The sequence below is a fragment of the Paenibacillus marchantiae genome (genome assembly GCF_028771845.1).
Classification (GTDB): Bacteria; Bacillota; Bacilli; order Paenibacillales; family Paenibacillaceae; genus Paenibacillus; species Paenibacillus marchantiae.
The window spans coordinates 4486139-4509031 of record NZ_CP118270.1; the positions used below are offsets into that span (position 1 = coordinate 4486139).

Below are 22893 nucleotides of genomic sequence, written 5' to 3' on the forward strand. Positions count from 1 at the left end.
CTATGAACAGTGAGCTAAGTGTTGTCATCTATATTCTGGTTCTCCTTAGTTCACATGAAAATGAGAAACTAACCAGTACTCAGATCTCTGAAAGGATTCGGGTGAACCCGGCGAGGATACGCCGAGTCCTTAGCTCGATCAAAAAAGTGGGATACGTTAAGGCAAAAGAAGGTATTGACGGTGGTTATGTTTTGTCTAAAGACCCGTATGAGATAACCTTGAAGGATGTGTACACCCTGGTGTCTTCCAAACCGCTTCAGATTCCCAAACCATCCATTATGAAAAAAGGGAATTTAACTGCAGAGGTAGATATTCAGCTCGCAAACATTTTCATAGAAAGTGAACAACAGTTAATGCAGCAGTTAGAAAAAATCACCCTAGGCAGTATGCTTCATGTGATGAAGGAATGTGCATTGGAAACCATGGAATAGTTTGATGATGAAGAAGAAATCATAGGAGGTTAATGTTGTGAAATTAATCGGATTATCCGGGTCACTGATTGGATCAAAGACACCAGTGGGTGTGGATGCTGTACTCCAATTCGTAAAAAATAATCATCCAGAAATTGAAGTGGAACTCATAGATTTAAGAGATTATAAAGGGATCGAATTTTGCGATGGTCGCAAGTTGGAGGAATACAATGAAGACACCCAGTTGGTGGTCCGAAAATTGATTGATGCTGACTTTTACGTTATCGGCACACCAATATATCAATCCTCTCTGACAGGCGTACTGAAGAATGTATTCGACCTTCTGCCCGTGCAGAGCATTTACAATAAAGTGATGGGTTTTATAGCAACCGGGGGCACCTATCAGCATTATTTGGTAGTGGAAAATCAATTAAAACCGATTGCTGGCTTTTTCCGCTCTTATGTCGCCCCAAGCTATGTATATCTGAATAGTGATCATTTTGATGCTGAGAATAACATTAAAGATACTGAAGCACTAAGTCGGCTGGAAAAGTTGGCTGAGGAACTGGTCTTCATGCAGACTCAACTAAAAGCTTCATCGAGCTGAAATAAGCAAGGATTAAATTTATGTTTCATTAAAGAACAAAGGTAGCCGATCAGTACGATCGGCTGCCTTTGTTTATTTTCAACTTCAAAAGTTAGCAGAATTCATATCAAAGAGGTGGGTAGTCAAAAGTTATTTTTCTCATGCGTGGCTTTTTTGCTTCCTCCGGTGTCTAATTATATGTAAATCAAGAGGAGGTTCCCCACCATGTCAGGAGCTCATGACACGAAACCTGTTTATCCGGATGAACAGGAAAGCATCACCATCTTTGAGAACACGTATGAGCAATATCGTCAACGAATCAGCAAATACTTCTCACTGAAATTGAATCCGTTGGTTGCAGACGATTTGACCCAACAGGTATTTTTGAAAGCAGTCGAAAATATTCACAGCTTTAAAGGAGGCTCTAATTTATTCACCTGGATCTTTAAGATTGCTCAGAACACGGTGAAGAACGAATATCGCAGGTTATCGCGACAAAAAGAATCTCCTTATGATTTTACAGATTATGAATCGCAATCGATCTCTCTTGAATTTACGAAACATGTTGATATTCGAATTGATATTGGCTCCGCGTTACAAAAGCTGGATGAGATTGATCAGGAAATTATTGCATTACGCTTTTTCGTTGACTGCACCTTGCCCGAAATATCCAAGATAGTTGGACGACGGGAAAGTGCAGTAAAGAACAGACTATACAGGGCTTTGGAGAAATTAAGAAAAGAACTAAAAGAGTGGGGGGATATTGCCATCATGTCTATTCAAGACCTGATTTCCATTGTAAATAAAGGTGAAAACCATGATACGAATGATCGTACGAAGAAAGTGCATCAAGATTTGTTCGATGAACTCAATAATAGTGTTGAACGAGTGTCGACCAAATATAAACATCATCCATCACAAAAGGTAGTTATTGAAATTTATCCTGATCTACCAACATTCCATCAAGCCGTCGGCGAAACAGATGCCCCCAATTGGTTTATGGGCACATATGAAGGGCGTACTCTGAAGATTGTTTCTCCATTGAATCCGGGACCGGAGCATACGTATCAATCCATTCTGAAAGGCACAGTCCACTTGTTCGCCATGTGGCTAATCAGCGACATTAATCCTGCAGCTCCCAAATGGATAAGACAGGGTATTGGTGGATATGAAGCTAAACAGATGTCCCAAGATTTCATTAAAGGATCAACGGAAGATAGCATACGCAATCAGTCGATTCCATCTTTTGATGAATTAAATAACGATACGTGGGATTTTGAAACGATGAAAGGTTTTCAGTTCTCTTATATGATGGTGGAATTTGTGGTTGAGCGATACGGGATAGAGGCATTAAACAAACTGATTCGCAATCCTCTAGATTTCAAAGGGATCTTTCAATGCAGTGAGACTGAACTGTATGAGCAATGGGTGAAGTATATAGAAATATAATAGAAATACAACCTTATACTTTTGTTTATAGGCTCGGTGATGAACCGGGCTTTTTTGTATTAGCAAAGGTTTGGAGCATTGATGTAGGTGAATTCGTTATATTTGACTTAGAGGGCACTCTAAGCTGTAAACTTGAAGAAGACACATCTGGAAGGAGATTATTTTGATGAACCAGGATAATAAGCCAAAAACCTCACAACATAAAATCGGTTCCGGATTCAACCATCGGACGACAGCTGAGGAAGTATTGAATAACACGGATTTATCCGGAAAACTTGCCATCGTCACGGGTGGATATTCCGGATTGGGACTGGAAACTACACGTGCACTCGTTCGTGCTGGAGCCAAGGTTGTTGTGACCGCACGTCGGCCAGCTATCGCCAAAGAGGCTCTTGCAGGGCTCGCTAATGTAGAGATTGATGAACTGGACCTCGCAGATCTCACTAGCGTCCGTGTTTTTGCCGAGCGTTTTCTGGCAAGCCACCGGAGTATCGACATGTTGATCCTGAATGCGGGAATTATGGCTTGTCCAGAGACTCGCGTAGGCCCGGGTTGGGAAGCTCAATTTGCTACGAACCATCTTGGACACTTCACCCTGACGAACTTATTATGGCCGGCACTCGTCAGCCATGGAGGAGCACGGGTTGTATCCGTTGCCTCAACAGGGCATCATTTCTCACCAATTCGCTGGGACGATATGCAATTTGAAAATGGCTATGAAAAGTTCCCTGCTTATGGGCAGTCCAAAACAGCAACCATTCTGTTTAGCGTCGAACTGGATAGACGCGGTGCAGATCAGGGCGTGCGTGCGTTCTCTGTACATCCGGGTGGAATTCTGACGCCGTTGCAACGACATATGCCGAAGGAAGAAATGATTGCATTGGGCTGGATTGATGAGTCTGGTCAAGTTGCCAATCCAAACTTTAAAACACCTGAGCAAGGGGCAGCAACGCAAGTATGGGCAGCGACTTCTCCTCAACTTGAGGGAAAAGGTGGCGTGTACTGCGAGGATTGTGACATCAGTGAGCCAGCTCCTGCGGACGGAGCCTTCTTTGGAGTCAAGGACTATGCCATCGACCCTGAGCAAGCCCGTCGTCTATGGGAAGTTTCAGCCCAGTTGACTCAAACATATCTATCAACCTCTTAAGATCTTTTTTTCTGTTCACGAGGAAAGTCGCCTGAAATGGCGGCTTTTTTTGTGTTGGAAATGCCCTTCGTTATGTAAAAGATGTTTTAAAATCGTTTGTTATATACGCCCCCAATGGTCTGTTCTGTATAATTCGTTGTACATCTGGATTCGCTTGCGGATGATGAATGAGGAGGACAATGATGACTTTTTTTCAAAATGGGACACATGAAGAACTTGAATGTTTGCTCGTTCAGGCGAGAAGTGTATGTCTAAGGGCATTAGATCAGTATGAATTAGCATGGGATTGTATACATTTTATTCAGTTGTCAGATAACATCACGTACAAAATCGATACATCTCCATTGAAAAGCTATTTGCTTCGCATTCATTCCAATCGGCTAAGTAAAGAGTCTATCCGTTCAGAACTTACTTTGCTTCAATCATTGGGCACATCTGATGATCTCCACGTACCTCAGGGTGTGGCGAGTCGCGATGGCTCGTATGTTTTGTTCATAGAGGCAGAAGAAGAGGGGATGTACTTTTATGTCACGATGATGAATTGGGTGGACGGAGAGCATATGGATGGAAATGAGGTTAATGAACGTTGTGCATACCGTATGGGCTCTATGGCCGCAAAACTCCATGAAGCAATTACCCGTTTTGTACCATCTGTTGATTTTTCTCGTCCCATATGGGGAGAAGAGAGTTTTAAAGTGGATATGACCAAACTGAGACGTTATTATACAAGGTTTTTATCCGATCAGGCATGGAAGACGTATCAGAGAGCATCCCATAAAATATTATCCCAACTTGCAGACTTGAATCAGAATCCACAGCATTACGGAATCATCCACGGAGATTTACATATTGGTAACATCGTATTCAACGATGAACAACCTAATCCAATTGATTTTGGACGATGTGGCTACGGATATTATCTTTACGATATAGCAAACACAATATTAGGGCTTTTTCCCGCACAACGTTTGGAGTTCATCAGAGGTTATGAAAGTGTAAGGACACTGCCAACAGATTATGTTGAGGTTCTGGAAAGTTTCTTTATCATGTGCATAATTGAGAATTACAGCCACCACTCTTCCGATCCTAGAGAAGCATCACGATTAATTGATGAGCAGCCGTACGCACAAGCGTGTATCAGAGAATATTTAATGAATGCTCCATTTCTTTTCAATGGGATAGAAGTACAGGAAGTTACTTAAATGAATGTCTTGGAATCAGCTCTACTGCTTTTTATCTTGCTCGCATGGCATCACGTCTTCAGGAAGTTTCAGAAAAGTTCAAGTTTGAAATATAATCATTTCAAAAGAGAAACGTAAAACGCATCGAATCCATAGACGCGATGCGTTTATTTTATATTGAAGTCACAGGTTTATTTTTTAGTATAAGATCCTAATTGTTTTTGTGAAAAAGGATGAACGGAGTTTTTGTTTCTTAGCCACATATTGCCTTTAACAATTAAAACATAGACAGCTACGACAAAGTAAATCATGCTCCAAAGCCAGTCTGTTGGTGTTAACATATTCTGTTCATAGGCACTTTTAATGTACCAGATTCCAATTGGCAAATGCAGAAATATCGCTGAAAATAATCCGGGATTATATATGCTTTTTGCTTTTATATTAGCGAAGATGCCATGCCAGATAATCTGGAAAAATCCCATTAATATAGGTGCCAGACCCAGCCATACAACGGAAGGGAAGAATACAGGCGGTAAATAAAACACATAGGCGATAATCAGATTAATAATCATCGCTGACTGCTGATTTAACGGATATCTCTCAGGTGTTTTACTTTGGAACAAAACTTTATTAAACAAACCTGCAAAGTAACCCGGCCATCGATATTCTTCAAATTGATGCAGGAGTATGGCAATAAAGCTTAACCATAAAATGCTGTTAATGCGCGGAAGTGTTCCCCAATCCAAGATGAGATAAATACATACAAGGCATGCAATGATCGATCCCAAGTCTTGCCAATGTTTTCTTAACATGTTCAACTGAATCGCCTCCATCAATGTTGTTTAATGAAAGTATCTTTCAAAGAGCAAGTCAATTTGTGCTTCTATCGGAGCAATCTTCACAGAAGCTCCTTTTTCCAGAATAGGACTCATAAGTGCCGGGAGAAAAAGCGCCCCGAAAACTTGCGTCATCATTGTGGTCAGTCGTTCCGGTTGTTGCTCTCCGGTTATCTCTTTTAACGTATTTTGAACTTTGGGGAACCCCAATAAATTTAAGAATGAACCGTATTCCTGTTGAGATGAGAAATCTGCTGAACCCATAAGAATAATTCTGGATAACAATTCGGGATATTCACGGATGACTTGTAAATAATCCATTAAGAATTGCTTTAATCGATCTCGGGCGGGAATGGATAATTCATCGAGTATAACAAAGGTATGCTGAAAGCTACTCAGAATCATTTTAATAGATTCACTGATCAAATTTTCTTTGGAGCCGAAGTAATAATTAACCAGGGATACATTTGTGCCAGAGGCTTCGGCAATTTTTCGTATGGTGATGCCTTCAAATCCACTTTGTTTGGTGAACTCTAGTGTGGCTTGCATAATCTTTTCTTTTGTTTCACTTTTCTTGTCTGGTTCCATATGTAAAACCTCCAATAAAGTTATTCAAACAATGTTTTAAACAGTGTTTGAATTTATATTAGCACGTTTTCCTAATTTTGCAAGTCATACATTTGGAGTATTGACCATTAACTAAGAAACATCATTTCGAAGGCTTTTCATGAAGACATGTTCAGTTTTTCGTGGGTGTTTTATTATGAAATGCGAAAAGGTTGATGTAACAAAAATATCTCTAAACAAAAAGCGTTATACCTGTGGTATGTTTTACGTACGAATACCGCTTTAATGTGAGAGGAGATTGTATGCCACAAGTGAAAAGAGTAATTCGGAGCAAGTGGTTTCTATGGATAACAGGTGTTATCGGTATTTTTATCGCTGCATTTTGCGTATTATCCTTCTTCCTGGTAAATTCGGTATCGGCTACTTTTGAAGCCGGAAGTGTTGAAGAAAAATATGCTCTACCCGGCACGTACGAGGTAGATACGCTGGAGATCAAGGACGAGCAAGGCGAGAAGCTGTACAGGATTTATTCTCCGCAATCAACGGATGTCTTGCATCCCCTCATCGCTTGGGGCAACGGAACCGGGGCATTACCTGACAATTATGATCAGTTGTTAAGACACCTGGCCAGTTGGGGATTTATTGTCATTGATACATACAGTCAAACCACGGGTACAGGAAAAGAAATTATGGCTGCGATCCAATATATGCTCAGTGAAAATGAAGCGACGGTCAGCCCGTTCTATCACAGGATTCAAAAAGATCAGGTCGGTGCGGCAGGGCATTCGCAGGGATCAACGGGTGTGATTAACGCTCACACGAATTTTGAGAACGGGGATCTCATCAAAACGGTTGTATCGATTGCTCTGCCTGAGCTGAAATATTGTGATCCAGAGGACGTGTATGATACATCAGCGCTGAAGGTTCCATTTTTTGTTATAGGAGGAACCCGAGATTTCATCATCTCCCCGTCAGACTCCAACAAATTGGCCTTGAACAATACCAGTCCGGATCTTCCGGTCTTGATGGCCATGGCTAAGGGCGCTGCACATACAGCGATAGAGCAGGATGGCGGGCAGCATAGAGGTTATTTGACAGCTTGGATGAGATATCAATTGATGAATGATTCGGAGGCAAGCATGGCCTTTGTTGGAAAGCATGCTGAAATAGGAACGAATAATCATTGGAAGAATGTTACTTCCGCAAATTTACAATAGTCATGGTTCACATAAATCGAAGGACCCTTCTGAAATGGAAGGGTCCTTCGATTTATGTGGAAAACAATTTGAGGCATTGAAATGGCTTTATCTAATGCCACTATAAACGTTTTCAGAAAATTCATCCTGTTGAACACCAAGTAACGGTAGCTATGATTTCGCCTTTGCTGTTGATTGTCTGGGAATAAGCATCGTAGGTAATTTAACTTGAAGGTACTCACTGTTTGGATTCTCCACTTGTTTCAGGATGACTCTGCCCGCTTCTCGTCCGAGTTCAAGTTCCTGCTGTACAACAGCCGTGGGCGGAATGATACAGAACTCCGGAAATTCGACATCATCGAAGAACACGACAGATAAATCTTCTGGTACAGAGATTCCCATCTGCATCGCCGCTTGAATAACATGAGGGCTGAAATTGGAGGATAGAAGGGCCGTCATCTGCGGATTGGCCTGTAAAAACTTCTGAATCATCATGATAACCTCTTCATCGCTGGCACTCATGGCCAGACGTGTCATCTGTATACTGCGATCAATCAGAATATGACGGTCCTCCAAGGCTTTCTCATACCCATGCAATCTGTCCTCAATACTTGATGTTCCCTCAGCAAGAGTGGAAATAAAGCCAATTCGATTGTGCCCAAGCTCATGAAGATGCTTAACCGCCTGAATAGCTGCCTCATGGTTGTCCGAGCTGATGGAGTTGGTCTCCACCCCTTTTAGATTGCGGTCCAGAAGGACAAGGGGAAAGCGATTTAGCGTAAGCGCAAGAATCTCATTGTTATAGTGCTCACCCTCAACGGGATAGATAATTAGTCCTCTGACGCCTGCCTGTTTCATTTCCTGAATTTTGAGAATCTCTGTCTCTTGTGAATCATTCGTCTTGGCAAATAACAATTGATAGCCATTCTCTGAAAGGGTGTCCTCAATTCCGCTCAGCAGATTGGCGGTGAACCTATTGTCAAGACGGGGGAGAAGGAACCCGATTGTTGGTACTGTGAGCTGCTCTTTTACCGCTGAAGTGATGTTATGAATTTCCTCTGGACTGTGATCGTTAACAAAGGTGCCTTTGCCTTGAAGTCGGTAGACCACTCCTTTATCAACTAGAGCAGTAAGGGCATTTTTCACCGTGATACGGCTCACACTGAATTGTTCAGCCAGTTCATTTTCGGAAGGAATTCGGCTGCCCGGTTTCCAATTTCCGCTTCGAATCTGGTCAATGATATAAGTCTCGATTTTCTTGTACATTGGCTTGAAGGTTCTCACCATCGCATTTTATCTCCATTCACTATTAGTTCGTTCTAAATATATTATAATAATACAACATATACAAGTGCTAAAAATCAATAACAAGTGAGTAAGACAAGAAGATTGAAATTACGAATAAATATGATAAAAAAACCTTATGAATAAACAATTTATTAGAAATACATTCTGTTAAGTTGTATCTAAAAATAAACATTTACAAGTAAAAGTATGTTGTTTATATTGTTTTTAAAGTTTGTTGGATAAAGCGTTTCCAACGAGCCTTCACAATCTTATCTATGCCACAAATTTATTCTCAAGTGTTCCTTAATTCGAAAAAGGGGGTGCAACGGTTCTTAACACTAATTGGTTGCTGTGGAATATTCATTAAGCTAGGAAAGATCAAAAATTAAAGATAAGGGTGGTTAAAGGATGAAAAAAAGAGCAGGCATGATCGTTACTTTGATAACTGTTTTCTCACTCATTGTAAGCGCTTGCGGTGATGCGCAGTCCGGGGGGACGGAACCCAAAGCGAGTAAAGAGCTGACGATGTGGACGTGGAAGGTTGCTTACACGCCAGGGATTGAAGCAGCTGCGAAATTGTATGAAGAGAAAACAGGAATCAAAGTCAAACTCGAGACCTTTACACCAGATGATACGTATCGCCAAAAATTCCAGGCAGCAGCCAACTCCAAAAATTTGCCGGATATTGTGAACTGGTGGGCAACGGCAGGCGATTCCATCGAGAACTCAGTGCTCGAACTGTCAGGTGAAGTCGACGATGATCTGTTGAACAGCTACTACAGTGCTGCAATGGACCCGATCATTGTCACACAGAGCCAGGTTGATTCCTGGAAAGAAGACAAGAACGCCACCACCATTCAAAAGTCACTGAAGACTGGCCAGTTCTACGGACTGCCGCTCGATATCGGAGGATTCTTTACTTTCTATGGTAACAAGAAGCTGATCGAAGAAGCAGGGCTGACAGCTGAAGCGCCCAAAACGTGGGAAGAGTTTGTCACCATGATGGAGACTGTCAAAGAGAAAACAGGTACTCCTGGGCTTGTGTTTGGTGCAAAGCTGCCTGATCTGTGGGAGAACTGGGCCGGTTCGGCACTGTCCATCATGCTGAACGAACCTCAAGGTTATATTGATCTGCTCGAAAGAAAGTCTAAACTAAGCGACCCTTCAAATCTGCCGGTAGTGAAAGCGATGGAGACACTGGCAAACAAAGATCTGCTTATGCCGGGAATTTTGTCAACGGATATTGATGGAGCAGACCAGGCGTTTGCTGCTGGCAAAGCCGCTTTCGATCTCGGTGGTTCCTTCACGATGTCTACGTTACTGGCTATGGGAATGAGTCCTGACGATATTTTCACCTTCCCGGTACCACCGCTTGAAGGATCGAAAATTAACAGCTGGACGACTGATCCATTCACGTTAACGATGCTGTCAGTGAATAAGGATTCGCAGAACAAGGCTGAAGCGCTTGATTTCATTAAATTTCTAACCGGTGATCCGGATGCAGCTGTCGCTTTTGCTAATGCGGCGTATACAGTACCTGCGCTGAATCTGGGAGATCGTGCAAATGATCTGGACCCGAACCTGAAATCAATTTCAGATGCATTCGCTGCCGAGCCTGGTCCCTACAGTCAAGCTTCACCAGCGATCAATACGTATCGTGGCAAGCACAAAGAATGGGAAGTGTATGCACAGTCCATGCAATCCATGATCGAGAAAAAGATGACTGCTGAACAAGTCGCCAAGAAGTTCGACGACACCATGGAAAGTCTGAAAGCGAGCGGGAACTAGAACACCAAAGCAATCGGCAAGCCCCGTAAGGGGCTGTCGATTGCCAAATTGAGAGCAAAAGGTGATTGATCATGATAAAAAGTCGAAATAAGTGGATGCCGTATCTCTTTTTACTGCCTGGCGTGCTTTTGTTTCTAGCCATCGGCGTGTATTCGGTCGGATTCTCGATCATGCTCAGCTTTTATAACTGGTCCGGGATTGATTTTTCCACCGCAAGGTTTGAAGGTCTGGCGAATTTTCGTCAGTTCCTGCTCGGTGATGATCCGATTGTAACCCGGAATTTCTATAATGCCGTTCTGCACAATCTGATTATTGCCGTTTCACAGGTTGTGGTCGTCGTTCCAATCGCACTTGTGCTGGCTTTTGTGCTGCAAAATACGAAGGCAGCAACGTGGTACCGGACGATTTATTTTCTGCCGATGATCGCATCTGGCGTAGCTATCTTTTATGTATGGAAAGGCTTGTTTGAACCTAGTGGAGCATTCAACTCACTCTTCCTATGGATGGGCTTGGATTTCCTTGCTGTACCTGGTGGAATGTTAGGGAGTTCGTCTACTTCTTTACTCGGTATTATTTTGACATCAATCTGGGGCGGTCTGCCTGGAACACTGATTCTGTACTACGCTGGTCTGACTTCCATTGATCCGACACTGTATGAAGCAGCAAGTGTGGATGGTGCCAAGAAAACAACTATGATATTGAAAATTACCTGGCCGTTACTGAAGCCAATCACGCTTATTGCCGTCATTCAGATGGTGAACGGAGCCTTTCAGGCCTTTGAGAATGTGTTCATCATGACAGGCGGCGGACCGGCTGGCAGTTCGGAGGTTATTGGTACGCTCGTGTACCGTACAGCTTTTCTAAACAATGATTATGGTCTGGCCAGCGCAATCGGGTGGGTATCATTTCTGATTACAGGTGCCATTGCCATATTCAGTATTCGCTCATTCAAGGCAGACATCTAAAAGGAGGAGCACATGGTCAAATATATTAAGCATATCATTCTAATCTTGTACGGATTGACCTGCCTGTATCCTTTTGTCTGGATGATCGGCACTTCGCTGAAGACATCTCAGGATGCATTAGCCAATCCACAAAGTCCGTTTCCACAAGCTGCACCGTTGTGGTCCACATTTGGTGACGTATGGAACAAATTGAACTTCTATCAGTTTTTCATCAACAGCGTGATCGTAAGTGCAGTCGTGATTATAGGCGTCATTCTCATCTATACCATGATGGCCTATTCGTTTGCCAAATTTGTTTATCGGGGCAAAAAATTCATCTACTACACGTTTATTGCCTTGCTGCTCGTTCCAGGGGTAACCACATTGATTCCGCTTTATATCAACATGACCAATCTTGGGCTGCAAAACACGTATATTGGCATGATTCTGCCCATGATTAATGGTGCTGCACCCTTCGCCATTTTCCTATTCACCAGTTACTTCCGCACAATCTCACATGAGTTATACGAGAGCGCCGTACTGGATGGATGCAACAATTTCAAAATCTACTACAGAATCTATCTGCCATTAGCGTTGCCAGCTATCGGAACCATTGCGATTCTGAACTTTATCGGAAGCTGGAACAATATTTTGTGGCCGATGATCATCGTGGATAGCCGGGATATGTTTACGTTACCAATGGGACTCATGTATTTGGATTCATCTTCATTTAAGAAATGGAATGAACTCATGGCAGGGGCTTTGATTACGGTCATTCCAATCCTGCTTGCCTTCCCGTTCATGCAGAAGATGTATGTCAAGGGCATGACGGTAGGTTCAGTGAAAATGTAAATACACAACAACTAAATCATACAAGATTGGAATGAAATGAATGACTACAAAAACCGCACATATTGTCGCACATTCTCACTGGGACAGGGAGTGGTATCTATCCTTCGAGAAGCACCGAATGTTGCTTGTTCAGCTCATAGAGGATTTAATCGAGACGTTTGAAAATGACCCAGAATTTACGAATTTCCATCTGGATGGGCAGTTTATTGTGCTGGAGGATTACCTGGAAATCATGCCGCACAGGTCGAATCAGGTTCGCAAGTTAATTGAAGAGGGCAAGCTGATTGTCGGTCCATGGTACATCCTTCAAGATGAATTCCTCGTCAGCAGTGAAGCCAATGCACGCAATCTTTTAATTGGTATTCAAGCCTCAGAACAAATGGGAGGATATGCGAAAATCGGATATTTCCCGGATTCCTTCGGCAATATGGGTCAGGCACCACAACTCATTAGCCAAGCAGGCATTGAGGTAGCTGTATATGGACGTGGAGTGAAGCCAGTTGGATTCAATAACGAAATTCAGTCTGGCAATGAACATACCTCCAAATACTCGGAGATGTATTGGGAATCACCCGATGGTACTCGTGTACTGGCGATCCTGTTCGCCAATTGGTACAACAATGGCATGGAGATTCCGGTGGAACCAGAGAAGGCGAAAGTTTACTGGGCCGAAAAACTGGCTGCAGCAGAAGAGTTTTCTTCAAGTTCCGAACTCCTGTTCATGAACGGATGTGATCATCAGCCGCTCCAGAAGGATCTGACACAAGCGTTAAAAACAGCCACCGAGATTATGCCAGACGTGACGTTTCGTCATTCCAGCTTTCCCGAGTACATTCAGGCTTTGCAAAAAGCGAAACCACAATCATTGGACGTCATTCGCGGTGAACTTCGAAGCCAATGGACCGACGGCTGGATCACACTTGTAAATACGGCTTCAGCAAGGGTATATATCAAACAGCAAAATGTAAAAAGCCAGACGTTACTGGAGAAAGTGGCTGAGCCGCTGGCAGTCATGGCCTCTCTGTACACAGGCATTTATCCACGGCATGAGCTGTTATATGCATGGAAGACGTTACTGAAGAATCATCCTCATGACAGCATCTGCGGGTGCAGTGTTGACGAGGTTCATAGGGAAATGATGACCCGATTTGCCAAATCGCAAGAAGTGGCTGAAGCCATATCGGTTCAGAGTGCTCGTACAATAGCTGAATCCGTGGATACATCTGGTTTTGACGCAGATTGTGCGTTGCCTTTTGTAGTGTTTAACACTTCGGGACATCGTCGATCCAATGTAATTGTAACTAGGATGGACGTTGAGCGACGTTACTTTGACCACCAGCCTCCGCATGAAAAGTATCAGGAGTTTAAGCGCGAATATGAAGCCTTTGACTCGAACGATTGGGTTGTATTGAACGCGGAAGGCAAGCAAGTGGAATCCGTGATCACACCCGTTGGACCGACATTTGGATATGATTTGCCGGATGATCGATTCCGTCAACCTTACTGGGCATATCAAGTGGATGTAGAGCTTTATGTCCAGAACATCCCTGGTTTTGGATATCATAGTTTTGCTCTTGTGCCTAAGAGTGTTTCTGGAGAGAATGCGCTTAGCGAACTGACTACCACTGAACTTGTTACAGAAGAGCAAGTGATGGAGAACGATTATGTGCGGATCGAGATTGCGGGGGATGGATCGTTTACCATGTTGGATAAAGTAAACGGTCGTAATTATACAGGGCTTGGTATTTATGAGGATACGGGGGATATCGGAAATGAGTATATGTACAGACAACCGGATCAGGAAGCTCCGTTGACTACGCAGGGACTGCCTGCCCAGATTAAGCTGGTACATCATACACCACTGAAAGCCGTTTATGAGATCGTGCATAACTGGAATCTCCCGACCTCCGCAGATGAACTGCTGGATGAAGAGATCCGCTCCATGGTTCCATTTCGTTATCGGAAATCCCGGCGGCTTGATGAAACTAGAGAAGTGAGGATTCGTACAGAGCTGAGCCTTGAAAAAACGGGGCGTTCGGTTGGCATTAAAAGTTATATCAATAACACGGTTCAGGATCATCGAATTCGCATGTTGTTCCAAACGGGACTCGAAGCAAGTCATGTTACCGTTGACTCTATTTACGAACTGGCAAAGCGCCCGATAAAGCCGGAAGCGGAATGGAGAAATCCTAGCAATGCGCAGCATCAAAATGCATTTGTCAGTATCAGCAATGGTCGTGAAGGGCTAACGATTGCGAATAAAGGTCTTAATGAGTACGAAGTATTGGCTAATCAGAATACCATTGCTGTGACACTGCTGCGTGGGGTACGCGAGCTTGGGGATTGGGGAGTATTTGCAACGCCGGAGGCCCAATGTCTCGGACAGCACATTCTGGAAATGGAGCTCATCTCACATGATCTGGATGTTATTGAGTCCGAGGCTTATGAGCAGGCGTACCAGTTCCCGGTTCCCTGGACCGTTCAACAGACAGGGGTACATGGTGGTACGTTACCCGTTACCCACGAGTTTTTGCAATGGGAGGGTGATCATCTCGCTTTTAGTGCGCTTAAACGGGGCGAGGCAAATGATGACATGCTGTTCAGGGTGTTCAATGTATCATCGGAGACGACTTCACTGAAGGTAACGCCTTCGTTTGAGGCTAAGGAAGTGTACGAAAGTACAATTGTTGAAGATCAAGGTGAAGCCATGAAGGTAGCGGATGAGGGAAGTTATGCTTTGACTGTGGGACCAGCAAAAATTCAGACGATCGGCATTCAACCCACAACACGTTTAAAATAAACAATTCAGTCTTGGAGTTCTCTCCACTGCTGCGGATTGAAAACGGATGCATCATGTTCCACATACGACAACCCTGTTTTCGTGCAGCTTGATTACATGATCAAGTTAATGGGAGGTACGATTGTGAACAAACGATTATGGTTAGGTGCCAGGTGTACCATTTCAGTGCTGTTGACTATTGTCATGTTATGTTCAGGGCTATACATCACACCAGCAACCACACACGCGGCAGCAGAGGGGGAAGATGTTACTGAACAGGGAGACGTCCATCTAAATGATGTGTCACCTGACTCGGTAAGTATTACGTTGGGGGAAACTCCTGTGCAGCAGGGCATAACGGCTCGTCCCGGCGATGGACCTCCAGCAGGTCTTCAAGTGGGGACGTTTGACGGCAAGGATTATTGGAAAACCAATCAGACGGTGAATCCAAAAAATCCGGCCGATAACATCCTGTATTTTTACTTTAATGTTGCGGATGAATATTTGTTTGAAAATACCGATCAGGACGTGTTCGTCACTATTGAATATTACGATAGCGATAGTGGAGCGTTGTCTCTGCAATACGATTCGAAGCAATCCAATTTCAAGGATGCCCCTTTGTTCCGGTATGAAAATACGGGAACCTGGAAGACACATACCTTCAAGCTCAGCGATGCCAATTTCGGTAACCGCACCCATGATGCGGATTTCCGAATCGGGGTTAGCGGCGCAGGGGCACCAGCCAACAATCCGGAACTTCATCTGGCGAAAGTAACCGTCCATAAGCAGCCTCAGCAGCAGTCGGGTACTCAGACCAAGGTCTATGATACGGAATTCCCTACATCAGATATCGTCATTGCAGATCGAAGCGTAACCGATTATGGAGCAATAGGGGACGGGGTCTCAGACGATACTCAAGCATTCAAAGAATCGCTGGCAGTAGCCGGAAATCAAGGTGGGGGAGTTGTGTTCGTACCATCTGGAACCTATAAATTAACCGGAGAGCTGGTTATTCCAACAGGCGTTACGCTTCGCGGCGATTGGGGGAATCCCGACGAGCATGGCGGGTTAGTCAAAGGTACGATCCTTGCTGTATACGGCGGCAAAGGTCAAGCTAACGGGAACAGCTTCATAAAGATGGAGCCTTCTAGTGGGGTAACACATGTGTCGATCTGGTATCCCGAACAGAATATGAATAACCCGGTGGCCTATCCATGGACGATGGAACAGCTTCCAGGTGACAGTGCCACGGTGAAAAATGTAACACTCGTCAATGCGTACCAGGGGATTAAGATTGGCCCGGAATGGAACGAACTTCATTATGTGAAGGATGTATACGGCACCACACTGAAAACCGGTATCTTTCTGGATTTCACAACAGACATTGGGAGACTGGAAGAGCTTCACCTTTCCCCGAATGTATGGGCGAACTCTGGTTTACCAGGAGCACCTGAGCAATCTCAATTGCGTGAATATATGATACAGCAATCAGAAGGTATCGTAATGGGGCGCTCGGATTGGGAGTATATGTCGAATATTCATATCTCGGGTTATAAGACAGGGATACGAATCACGACAAGAACAGGAAGCCTTGAAACAGCCAATGCGCAGCTGTACAAAATTCAGATCGACGACTGCAACGTAGCGCTGAAGATTGAAGGCGTCAATGATTATGGATTGCTGGTGACAGATAGCCAATTCGAAGCGAGTGCTGGTCCGAATCCTGTTGCCATTTATGCAACGGAAGGCTTTCACTCCATTGCCCAGTTTAACAGCGTAAGGGTGGGCGGGGAGCCCAAACATGCGGTGGTGAATGAAGGGCGTGGAACGTTGTCCTTTGAGAGCAGTTCTTTCGATAATTGGGGTGAAGGAAGCGGAGATTACGCCATAGTTGCCAAAAGTGGTTCGCTTATACTGGGTAGTTCTACCTTCGCCAAGCCGGATCGGCACCTGCTTCTTCAGGGAGATGTGGCAACAATTAATGCCATACATTCCGGACACGAAGGCAACCTTGCAGTGAACGATGAAAGTACCTCGGCGGAACTGAACATCCATCAGGAAGAAAATTTGGTGTTGGAAACGATCCCTAATGTTCCTTCAGTAGATATTGCTGTGCAGCCCAAGCCGGGTACTCGCGAATTGTTTAACGTAGTGAGCCAGCCCTATTTGGCTGATAACACAGGGAATACGGATTCATCCCAAGCCATTCAACAGGCATTGAATGATGCCGAAGCAGCAGGTGGAGGAACGGTCTATATGCCTGCTGGCATATACCGCGTTGAGCAGGCTTTGGTGGTCCCGACTGCCGTAGAACTGCGGGGCAATTATGATGTACCTCATCATACGATCGGGAATGGAACCGTTATTTTTACGAACTATGGCGAAAATGCTCCGGATGCCGATGCCTTCATTCAGCTGAAGCAAGCATCGGGGTTACGCGGATTATCCGTCTATTACGATCAACAAACATGGTCTGATACCAATCCGGTGAAGCCTTATGCAAGGACTGTGCAAGGTCAAGGTGAAAACGTATACCTTATCGATACAACCTTGGTTAACCCTTATCAGGCTGTCGACTTCGGCACCCATGATACAAGTGGTCATTATATCGATTATGTAGCGGGATCACCGCTCAAGGAAGGCATATATCTTGGTGGCGGGTCAGACGGAGGATACATGCGGAATGTGCAGTTCAATCCGCATTATTATGGTCGGAACAATTATCCGAATCATCCATCGAATGATGAAGAATTTAATCAAATTTGGAATTATCAAAAAGAGAATCTGGACGCCTTCCGTATTGGGGATGTCACAAATCAGGTTATTTTCAATACATTTGTATACGGTTCAAAGTACGGCATTCATTTTGAAGAACAGAATGGAAGAGGGCCTGAAGCCGTCGTTATTGGTCATGGCACCGATGGCAGCAAAAAGGGAGCCGTATTACAACATGCGGGAACAGCAGGTCTTTCGTTTATCAACACAGAGCTTGTTTCCATGAGTACAACAGACAAGGTATACGTGGAGGTTGGGCCTGACTTTGGTTCCAAAGCGGTGTTCTTCAATACGTCCATGTGGGGAGACACAACAAGATCTTTTGATATTCACGGAGGAGATATCCGCATACAGCAAGGAAACTTCACGAACGTTGGTGAAATCGGTATTAACGCAATCGGTGGTGATATTACCCTCTACAATTCCTATTTTCAACAGCCACGTACGAATCATGTGGTTGCAGGTCCAAACGTAGAGAAGATGGTGATATCCAACAACCTGTTTAATGGCGGTTTTCAGATGGAGAATGAAGCCCCACCTGGAAAAGTGACGGGTACCAATCTGTTTCCTTTGGCACTCAAACTGAACCAGCTTGGGTATGATCCATCCAGACCAGGTGATCCCGGAAGCATGCTGACTTTGACTAATGTTGCAGGTGAGGTTTTGCTTAAAGGGCAGATCGAACTGATTGAACCGAGTGTGTATCATGGGATGTTTAAGCCAGTACGATTTGAGGGGCTGGGCATTGGGAAAAGCATGGATGTGGCGCTTCCCTATATATCAAGTGACTTGCTCAAATTCAGAGTAACGCTTGAAAACGGATTCCGTTATGAGACTTCAGTCAAACTGTCACAATCCTTTGCGGCACAAAAAGATGCTGTTGGAACGCTGCCATTCATTGAGGTTTCCAGTCCGGAGCATTACAACAGTGTCGGTGGAAGCTGGAGAGGTCCGAATGACCTCAGCATTCAAGCTAAAGCAAGTTGGGATGCGGAAAATTTGGTTCTCAAGGTGGACGTCAAAGACGATATTCACCATCAATCCAATACCAATGGCGATATATGGCAAGGAGACAGTTTACAGCTCGGTATTGACCTTGGTAAAGAGGATGGTGCGGCCAGCAAACAGGTGAATGAGCTTGGTTTTGCACTGAATCAGGAAGGTGTCATCACGAAATGGAGATGGCGAGCTCCGGAAGGGGTTTCACCAGGATTACTGGAATCCGCATCAGCAAACATTACCCGGGACGAGACGACTCATATTACTCATTATCAAATTACGCTGCCTTTTGCAGCGCTTCATCAGGAAGGATATTCATTCCAACCTGACAAACCTATCGGTTTTGCATTACTTGTCAATGAAAACGATGGCGAAGGACGATCAGGATTTATGGAGTTTAATGGAGGGATCGGTACAAGTAAAGATGCACGTTTATTCGGAAACTTGTATCTGCTTACGGGTGATTACGTGACATTGTTGGAGCAATCGGCCGAGTCGAGTGTTCGTACTGCGGAGCAAAAGAAAGATGTTACCTCTATAGATACAGCATCCAACTTCGTCACTCTGCTACCGGGCGGTACGTTGAAGTCCTCATTACTCGTAAGACTCGCTGCTCTTACATCAGGTTCCAATCCGAATCCTGGGGGACCCAATCCACAGCCAGGCTCGGGTTCGCAGCCAAGTGCTGGAGGGGGCTCTCCGACTGGAGAGGAGAATGAAGCAATACCTGCCGCTCCTGGTGCTACAATGCAGCTTCTGCCCAAGCTGGATAAAGCTGCTGCATTGGCAACAGCCGAGCTCACCAACAAGATGATGGAGGATGCATTCAACCGCATCACCCCTGATCAGGACGGGAAAAAGAAGCTGATTGTAGACATCGAATCCGTGGATGGTGCTGAAGGGTATGCTCTGACACTTCCATCCAGCTTTTTGCAGGAAACACCATCTACCCATTGGTTGGAGATTCGAACAGCATGGGGAGTGCTGCAGGTTCCGAGCAATTTGCTGGCCAATACCCAAGGAACGATTGGAGAGCGTATTACCTTGGTATTAAGTAAGGCTGACCGAAGCACTTGGAGTGCCAAGATGAAATCAGACTTAGGAGAGCGGCCTGCGATTTCATTATCTGTGATATCGGATGGAAAACCCGTTGCATGGCAAAATTCCATTACGCCAATCACAGTAAGTTTACCTTATCAGCCTAATGTAACTGAACTACTGGACCCGGAAAAACTTGCAGTACGACGTATCTCGGATGACGGGCAAATGATCTCCATTCCCAATGGGAAGTTCAATAAAAAATCGGAACAAATGATTTTCAAAACACGGCAAAACGGAGTTTATGCAATGACTCAGGATAATCGAACATTCCAGGATATACAGCAGCTATCATGGGCCCGTCATGCCATCGAAGTTCTAGTGTCCAAAGGGGTTATTCTTGGAATGTCACCAACAGAATATCAGCCTCAATCCATGATCCGCCGAGCGGATTTCGTAACTCTGCTTACCAATGCCTTAGAATTACAACCTCATCAGGGAAGCAAGGTGGAACGCTTCGCGGATGTACCTGAGCATGTTTATTACGAACAGTCCGTGAATACCGCAAGAACGCTGGGCATCATTCAAGGGGAAGGCGCCGATCGATTCTCGCCAGCATCTCCAATTACCCGGGAAGAAGCAGCGGTTATGATCTACAGAGCTATGCAAGTTATCGGGATGCAGCCTCTTCCTGAAGGTGAATCCGGTCTGAATGACTATAAAGATACTCATTTGATTAAGGCATATGCCCGCGATGCCATTGATTCATTAACCAGATCAACAATGATGGAAGGAAGTAATGGCAGCTTCCATCCGGAAGATACAATGACACGTGCTGAGACCGCAGTGCTGCTGTATCGTTTATACAACCGTTTGCCTTAAATCTTCCGATAGGATTGAAATGGAGCAGATGAGGAGAGTGAACACATGGCTAAAATTACACGGATAGAATGCATACGTACAAGACACGACGGAAGCTGGACCATTGTGAAGATTTCGACGGATCAGGATGGTCTTTACGGATTGGGTTCTGCTTCCGATCTTTATAATCCCGAAGCGGTGGTTCAGGTCATCGAACAACTGCTGGCACCATTACTCGTGGGAAGGGATGCATCCCAAATTGAAGATTTGTGGCATCTCATGCATATGAGCGGATATTGGAGAAATGGGGCAATATTTCATACGGCCATTGGTGGAATTGACATGGCCCTGTGGGATATCAAGGGCAAGGAAGCGAATCTACCGGTATATCAATTGTTAGGAGGGGCCTGCCGTTCGGCAGTTCCCTGTTACGGCCATGCCGGTGGTGCTGATATCAGCGAGCTGAAAGAAGATGTATCTCGTTTTATGGAAGAAGGATACACGGTCATTCGAGTGCAGATGGGAGGTTACGGTGGCGGGGGATTTGTCAGCGGCAAGGACGCGAATTTGCCACGCGAGCCCTGGAGCAGCGGTCCTGTATTCGATGAACATGCGTATCTGCATGCCATCCCTGACATGTTCGAGAAGTTGCGCCTGGAATTTGGTAATGGGATTCAGTTTACTCACGATGTGCATGAGCATTTATCCCCCATTCATGCCATTCAGCTGTCGAAGCGGCTTGAACCTTATCATCTTTTCTTTCTGGAAGATGCACTTGCTCCGGAACAGATCGGATGGTATCGACAGCTTCGTCAACAGAGTGCTACGCCGCAGGCAGTGGGAGAATTATTTGTTAATCCTCAGGAGTGGACGGGTCTGATTCAAGAGAAGTTGATCGATTTTATCAGAGTTCGAGTATCGAAAGCAGGCGGAATCAGCGCTTGTCGCAAGATCGCTACGCTGGGCGAAGCCTACGGAGTACGAACAGCCTGGCAGGAGGGTGGGGAGAATGATCCTGTTAACCAGGCAGCTGCTGTCCATCTGGATATGGCCCTGTGGAACTTTGGTATCCAGGAAATCAATCATTTTAAACCTCATGAGTTGCAGGCATTCCCCGGACATATCGTCAGAGAGGGAGGATATCTATACCCTTCCAATAAACCGGGACTGGGCATTGAACTGGATGAAGTGAAGGCCAAATCATTACTAAGTGACTCATGGGATCCCAACAAATATCATCGGCCGTATCCTCTGGACCGCAAAGCGGATGGAACATTGGTGCGACCCTAACGAAGTGACAAGAACAGACAGGAGAGATATAGGAATGAAGACGATTGCAGTTACAGGTGGAGGCGGAAAGCTGGGTTCACAAGTCATTGAGAAGCTGCAATTACAAGGTCATGATGTCGTATCGCTGGATAAACACCTGTCAGACCGGGTGCGTTGCAAACAGATCATTGTCGACCTGAACGATTATGGTCAAGTCGTGGGAGCGCTTGCCGGAGTAAATGCGATCATCCATCTAGCAGCGATTCCTGCGCCGCTTCACTACCCTCACAGCTATATTTTCGCTAATAATACACTTTCCGGATACCATGTGCTGGAAGCAGCCTCTTTGCTCGGTATAAAAAAGGTGGTCATGGGCTCCAGTGAATCATCCTACGGGTTTGCCTGGGCCAACAAACCCTTCGCTCCCGATTATTTCCCGGTGGATGAACAGCATCCGCAACAGCCACAGGAATGTTACGGCCTGTCTAAGATCGTTAATGAGGTCACTGCAGAGATGTTTCATCGTAGAAGCGGGATGCAGGTAATTTCCCTCCGTTTTTCAATGATTGTCGGACCAGGAGAGTACAGACATTTGGCTATTGCGAAGGCGGAAACGTTCAAGCACATATTGTGGAGCTACATTGATATTAGGGATGCCGTGGATGCTTGTTTGGCTGCTCTGCACGCCGATTATGATGGGGCTGTTCACGTTAATGTTACCGCTAATGATACGTTAAGTGATCGGCAAACGACAGAATTGCTCGCCACCTTTTATCCCGATGTAAAAGATCTACGGACACCTTTCTCTAGTCGAGAAGCCATTGTTAGTAATGGAATGGTGAAAGAGCTTCTGTCCTGGGGCCCGAAGCATTCGTGGGCGGATGAAGAACAGGAGTAGCTTATGCGCAACTAAAATGAATAGGGGGATA

Annotated in this window: 16 protein-coding genes; 13 read left to right on the forward strand and 3 right to left on the reverse strand. The window is 44.9% G+C overall.

Annotation, left to right across the window (positions count from 1 at the left end; all coding sequences use genetic code 11):
- Positions 1 to 2 precede the first annotated feature (2 nt).
- The 5 genes from PTQ21_RS20405 (at position 3) to PTQ21_RS20425 (ending at position 4794) form a co-directional block, all read left to right on the forward strand.
- Positions 3 to 431 (forward strand): Rrf2 family transcriptional regulator, encoded by a 429-nt coding sequence (locus PTQ21_RS20405; RefSeq protein WP_090806271.1) that lies wholly within the window; start codon positions 3 to 5, stop codon positions 429 to 431.
- Between the two features lie 37 nt (positions 432 to 468).
- Positions 469 to 1017 (forward strand): NADPH-dependent FMN reductase, encoded by a 549-nt coding sequence (locus PTQ21_RS20410; RefSeq protein ID WP_274566924.1) that lies wholly within the window; start codon positions 469 to 471, stop codon positions 1015 to 1017.
- A gap of 204 nt (positions 1018 to 1221) precedes the next feature.
- Positions 1222 to 2445: an RNA polymerase sigma factor gene (locus PTQ21_RS20415; protein ID WP_274566925.1), complete on the forward strand. Its 1224-nt coding sequence runs from the start codon at positions 1222 to 1224 to the stop codon at positions 2443 to 2445.
- A gap of 166 nt (positions 2446 to 2611) precedes the next feature.
- Positions 2612 to 3592 (forward strand): SDR family NAD(P)-dependent oxidoreductase, encoded by a 981-nt coding sequence (locus PTQ21_RS20420; protein WP_274566926.1) that lies wholly within the window; start codon positions 2612 to 2614, stop codon positions 3590 to 3592.
- 344 nt (positions 3593 to 3936) lie between these two features.
- The gene (locus PTQ21_RS20425; protein WP_274566927.1) at positions 3937 to 4794 is read left to right on the forward strand and encodes a phosphotransferase enzyme family protein; all 858 of its coding nucleotides are present in this window, start codon (positions 3937 to 3939) and stop codon (positions 4792 to 4794) included.
- A gap of 170 nt (positions 4795 to 4964) precedes the next feature.
- Here the strand turns inward: PTQ21_RS20425 and PTQ21_RS20430 are convergent, their stop codons facing one another.
- Both PTQ21_RS20430 and PTQ21_RS20435 read right to left on the reverse strand, forming a co-directional pair.
- On the reverse strand, positions 4965 to 5591 hold the full coding sequence (locus PTQ21_RS20430) for an HXXEE domain-containing protein (RefSeq protein ID WP_090806275.1): 627 nt from the start codon (positions 5589 to 5591) through the stop codon (positions 4965 to 4967).
- 24 nt (positions 5592 to 5615) lie between these two features.
- Positions 5616 to 6197 (reverse strand): TetR/AcrR family transcriptional regulator, encoded by a 582-nt coding sequence (locus PTQ21_RS20435; protein WP_072732822.1) that lies wholly within the window; start codon positions 6195 to 6197, stop codon positions 5616 to 5618.
- 281 nt (positions 6198 to 6478) lie between these two features.
- Between PTQ21_RS20435 and PTQ21_RS20440 the strand changes: the two genes are divergently transcribed.
- The gene (locus PTQ21_RS20440; protein ID WP_274566928.1) at positions 6479 to 7393 is read left to right on the forward strand and encodes a poly(ethylene terephthalate) hydrolase family protein; all 915 of its coding nucleotides are present in this window, start codon (positions 6479 to 6481) and stop codon (positions 7391 to 7393) included.
- Positions 7394 to 7543: 150 nt separating this feature from the next.
- Here the strand turns inward: PTQ21_RS20440 and PTQ21_RS20445 are convergent, their stop codons facing one another.
- A complete protein-coding gene (locus tag PTQ21_RS20445; protein WP_161490581.1) occupies positions 7544 to 8638 on the reverse strand; it encodes a GntR family transcriptional regulator in 1095 nt (364 codons plus the stop codon).
- A gap of 429 nt (positions 8639 to 9067) precedes the next feature.
- On the opposite strand from PTQ21_RS20445, the gene PTQ21_RS20450 reads away from it, so the two are divergent.
- From PTQ21_RS20450 to PTQ21_RS20480, 7 genes are all read left to right on the forward strand, one after another.
- Positions 9068 to 10447: an ABC transporter substrate-binding protein gene (locus PTQ21_RS20450; protein ID WP_063565043.1), complete on the forward strand. Its 1380-nt coding sequence runs from the start codon at positions 9068 to 9070 to the stop codon at positions 10445 to 10447.
- Positions 10448 to 10518: 71 nt separating this feature from the next.
- Positions 10519 to 11412, forward strand: coding sequence for a carbohydrate ABC transporter permease (locus tag PTQ21_RS20455; RefSeq protein ID WP_024631712.1), 894 nt, complete (start codon positions 10519 to 10521; stop codon positions 11410 to 11412).
- Positions 11413 to 11424: 12 nt separating this feature from the next.
- Positions 11425 to 12243, forward strand: coding sequence for a carbohydrate ABC transporter permease (locus PTQ21_RS20460; protein WP_062319098.1), 819 nt, complete (start codon positions 11425 to 11427; stop codon positions 12241 to 12243).
- Positions 12244 to 12283: 40 nt separating this feature from the next.
- On the forward strand, positions 12284 to 15043 hold the full coding sequence (locus tag PTQ21_RS20465) for an alpha-mannosidase (RefSeq protein WP_274566929.1): 2760 nt from the start codon (positions 12284 to 12286) through the stop codon (positions 15041 to 15043).
- 123 nt (positions 15044 to 15166) lie between these two features.
- Positions 15167 to 20716, forward strand: a complete 5550-nt coding sequence (locus PTQ21_RS20470; RefSeq protein ID WP_274566930.1) for a glycosyl hydrolase family 28-related protein — start codon at positions 15167 to 15169, stop codon at positions 20714 to 20716.
- A gap of 45 nt (positions 20717 to 20761) precedes the next feature.
- Positions 20762 to 21985: an enolase C-terminal domain-like protein gene (locus tag PTQ21_RS20475; protein WP_274566931.1), complete on the forward strand. Its 1224-nt coding sequence runs from the start codon at positions 20762 to 20764 to the stop codon at positions 21983 to 21985.
- Positions 21986 to 22019: 34 nt separating this feature from the next.
- A complete protein-coding gene (locus PTQ21_RS20480) occupies positions 22020 to 22862 on the forward strand; it encodes an NAD-dependent epimerase/dehydratase family protein (RefSeq protein WP_063565039.1) in 843 nt (280 codons plus the stop codon).
- Positions 22863 to 22893 lie beyond the last annotated feature (31 nt).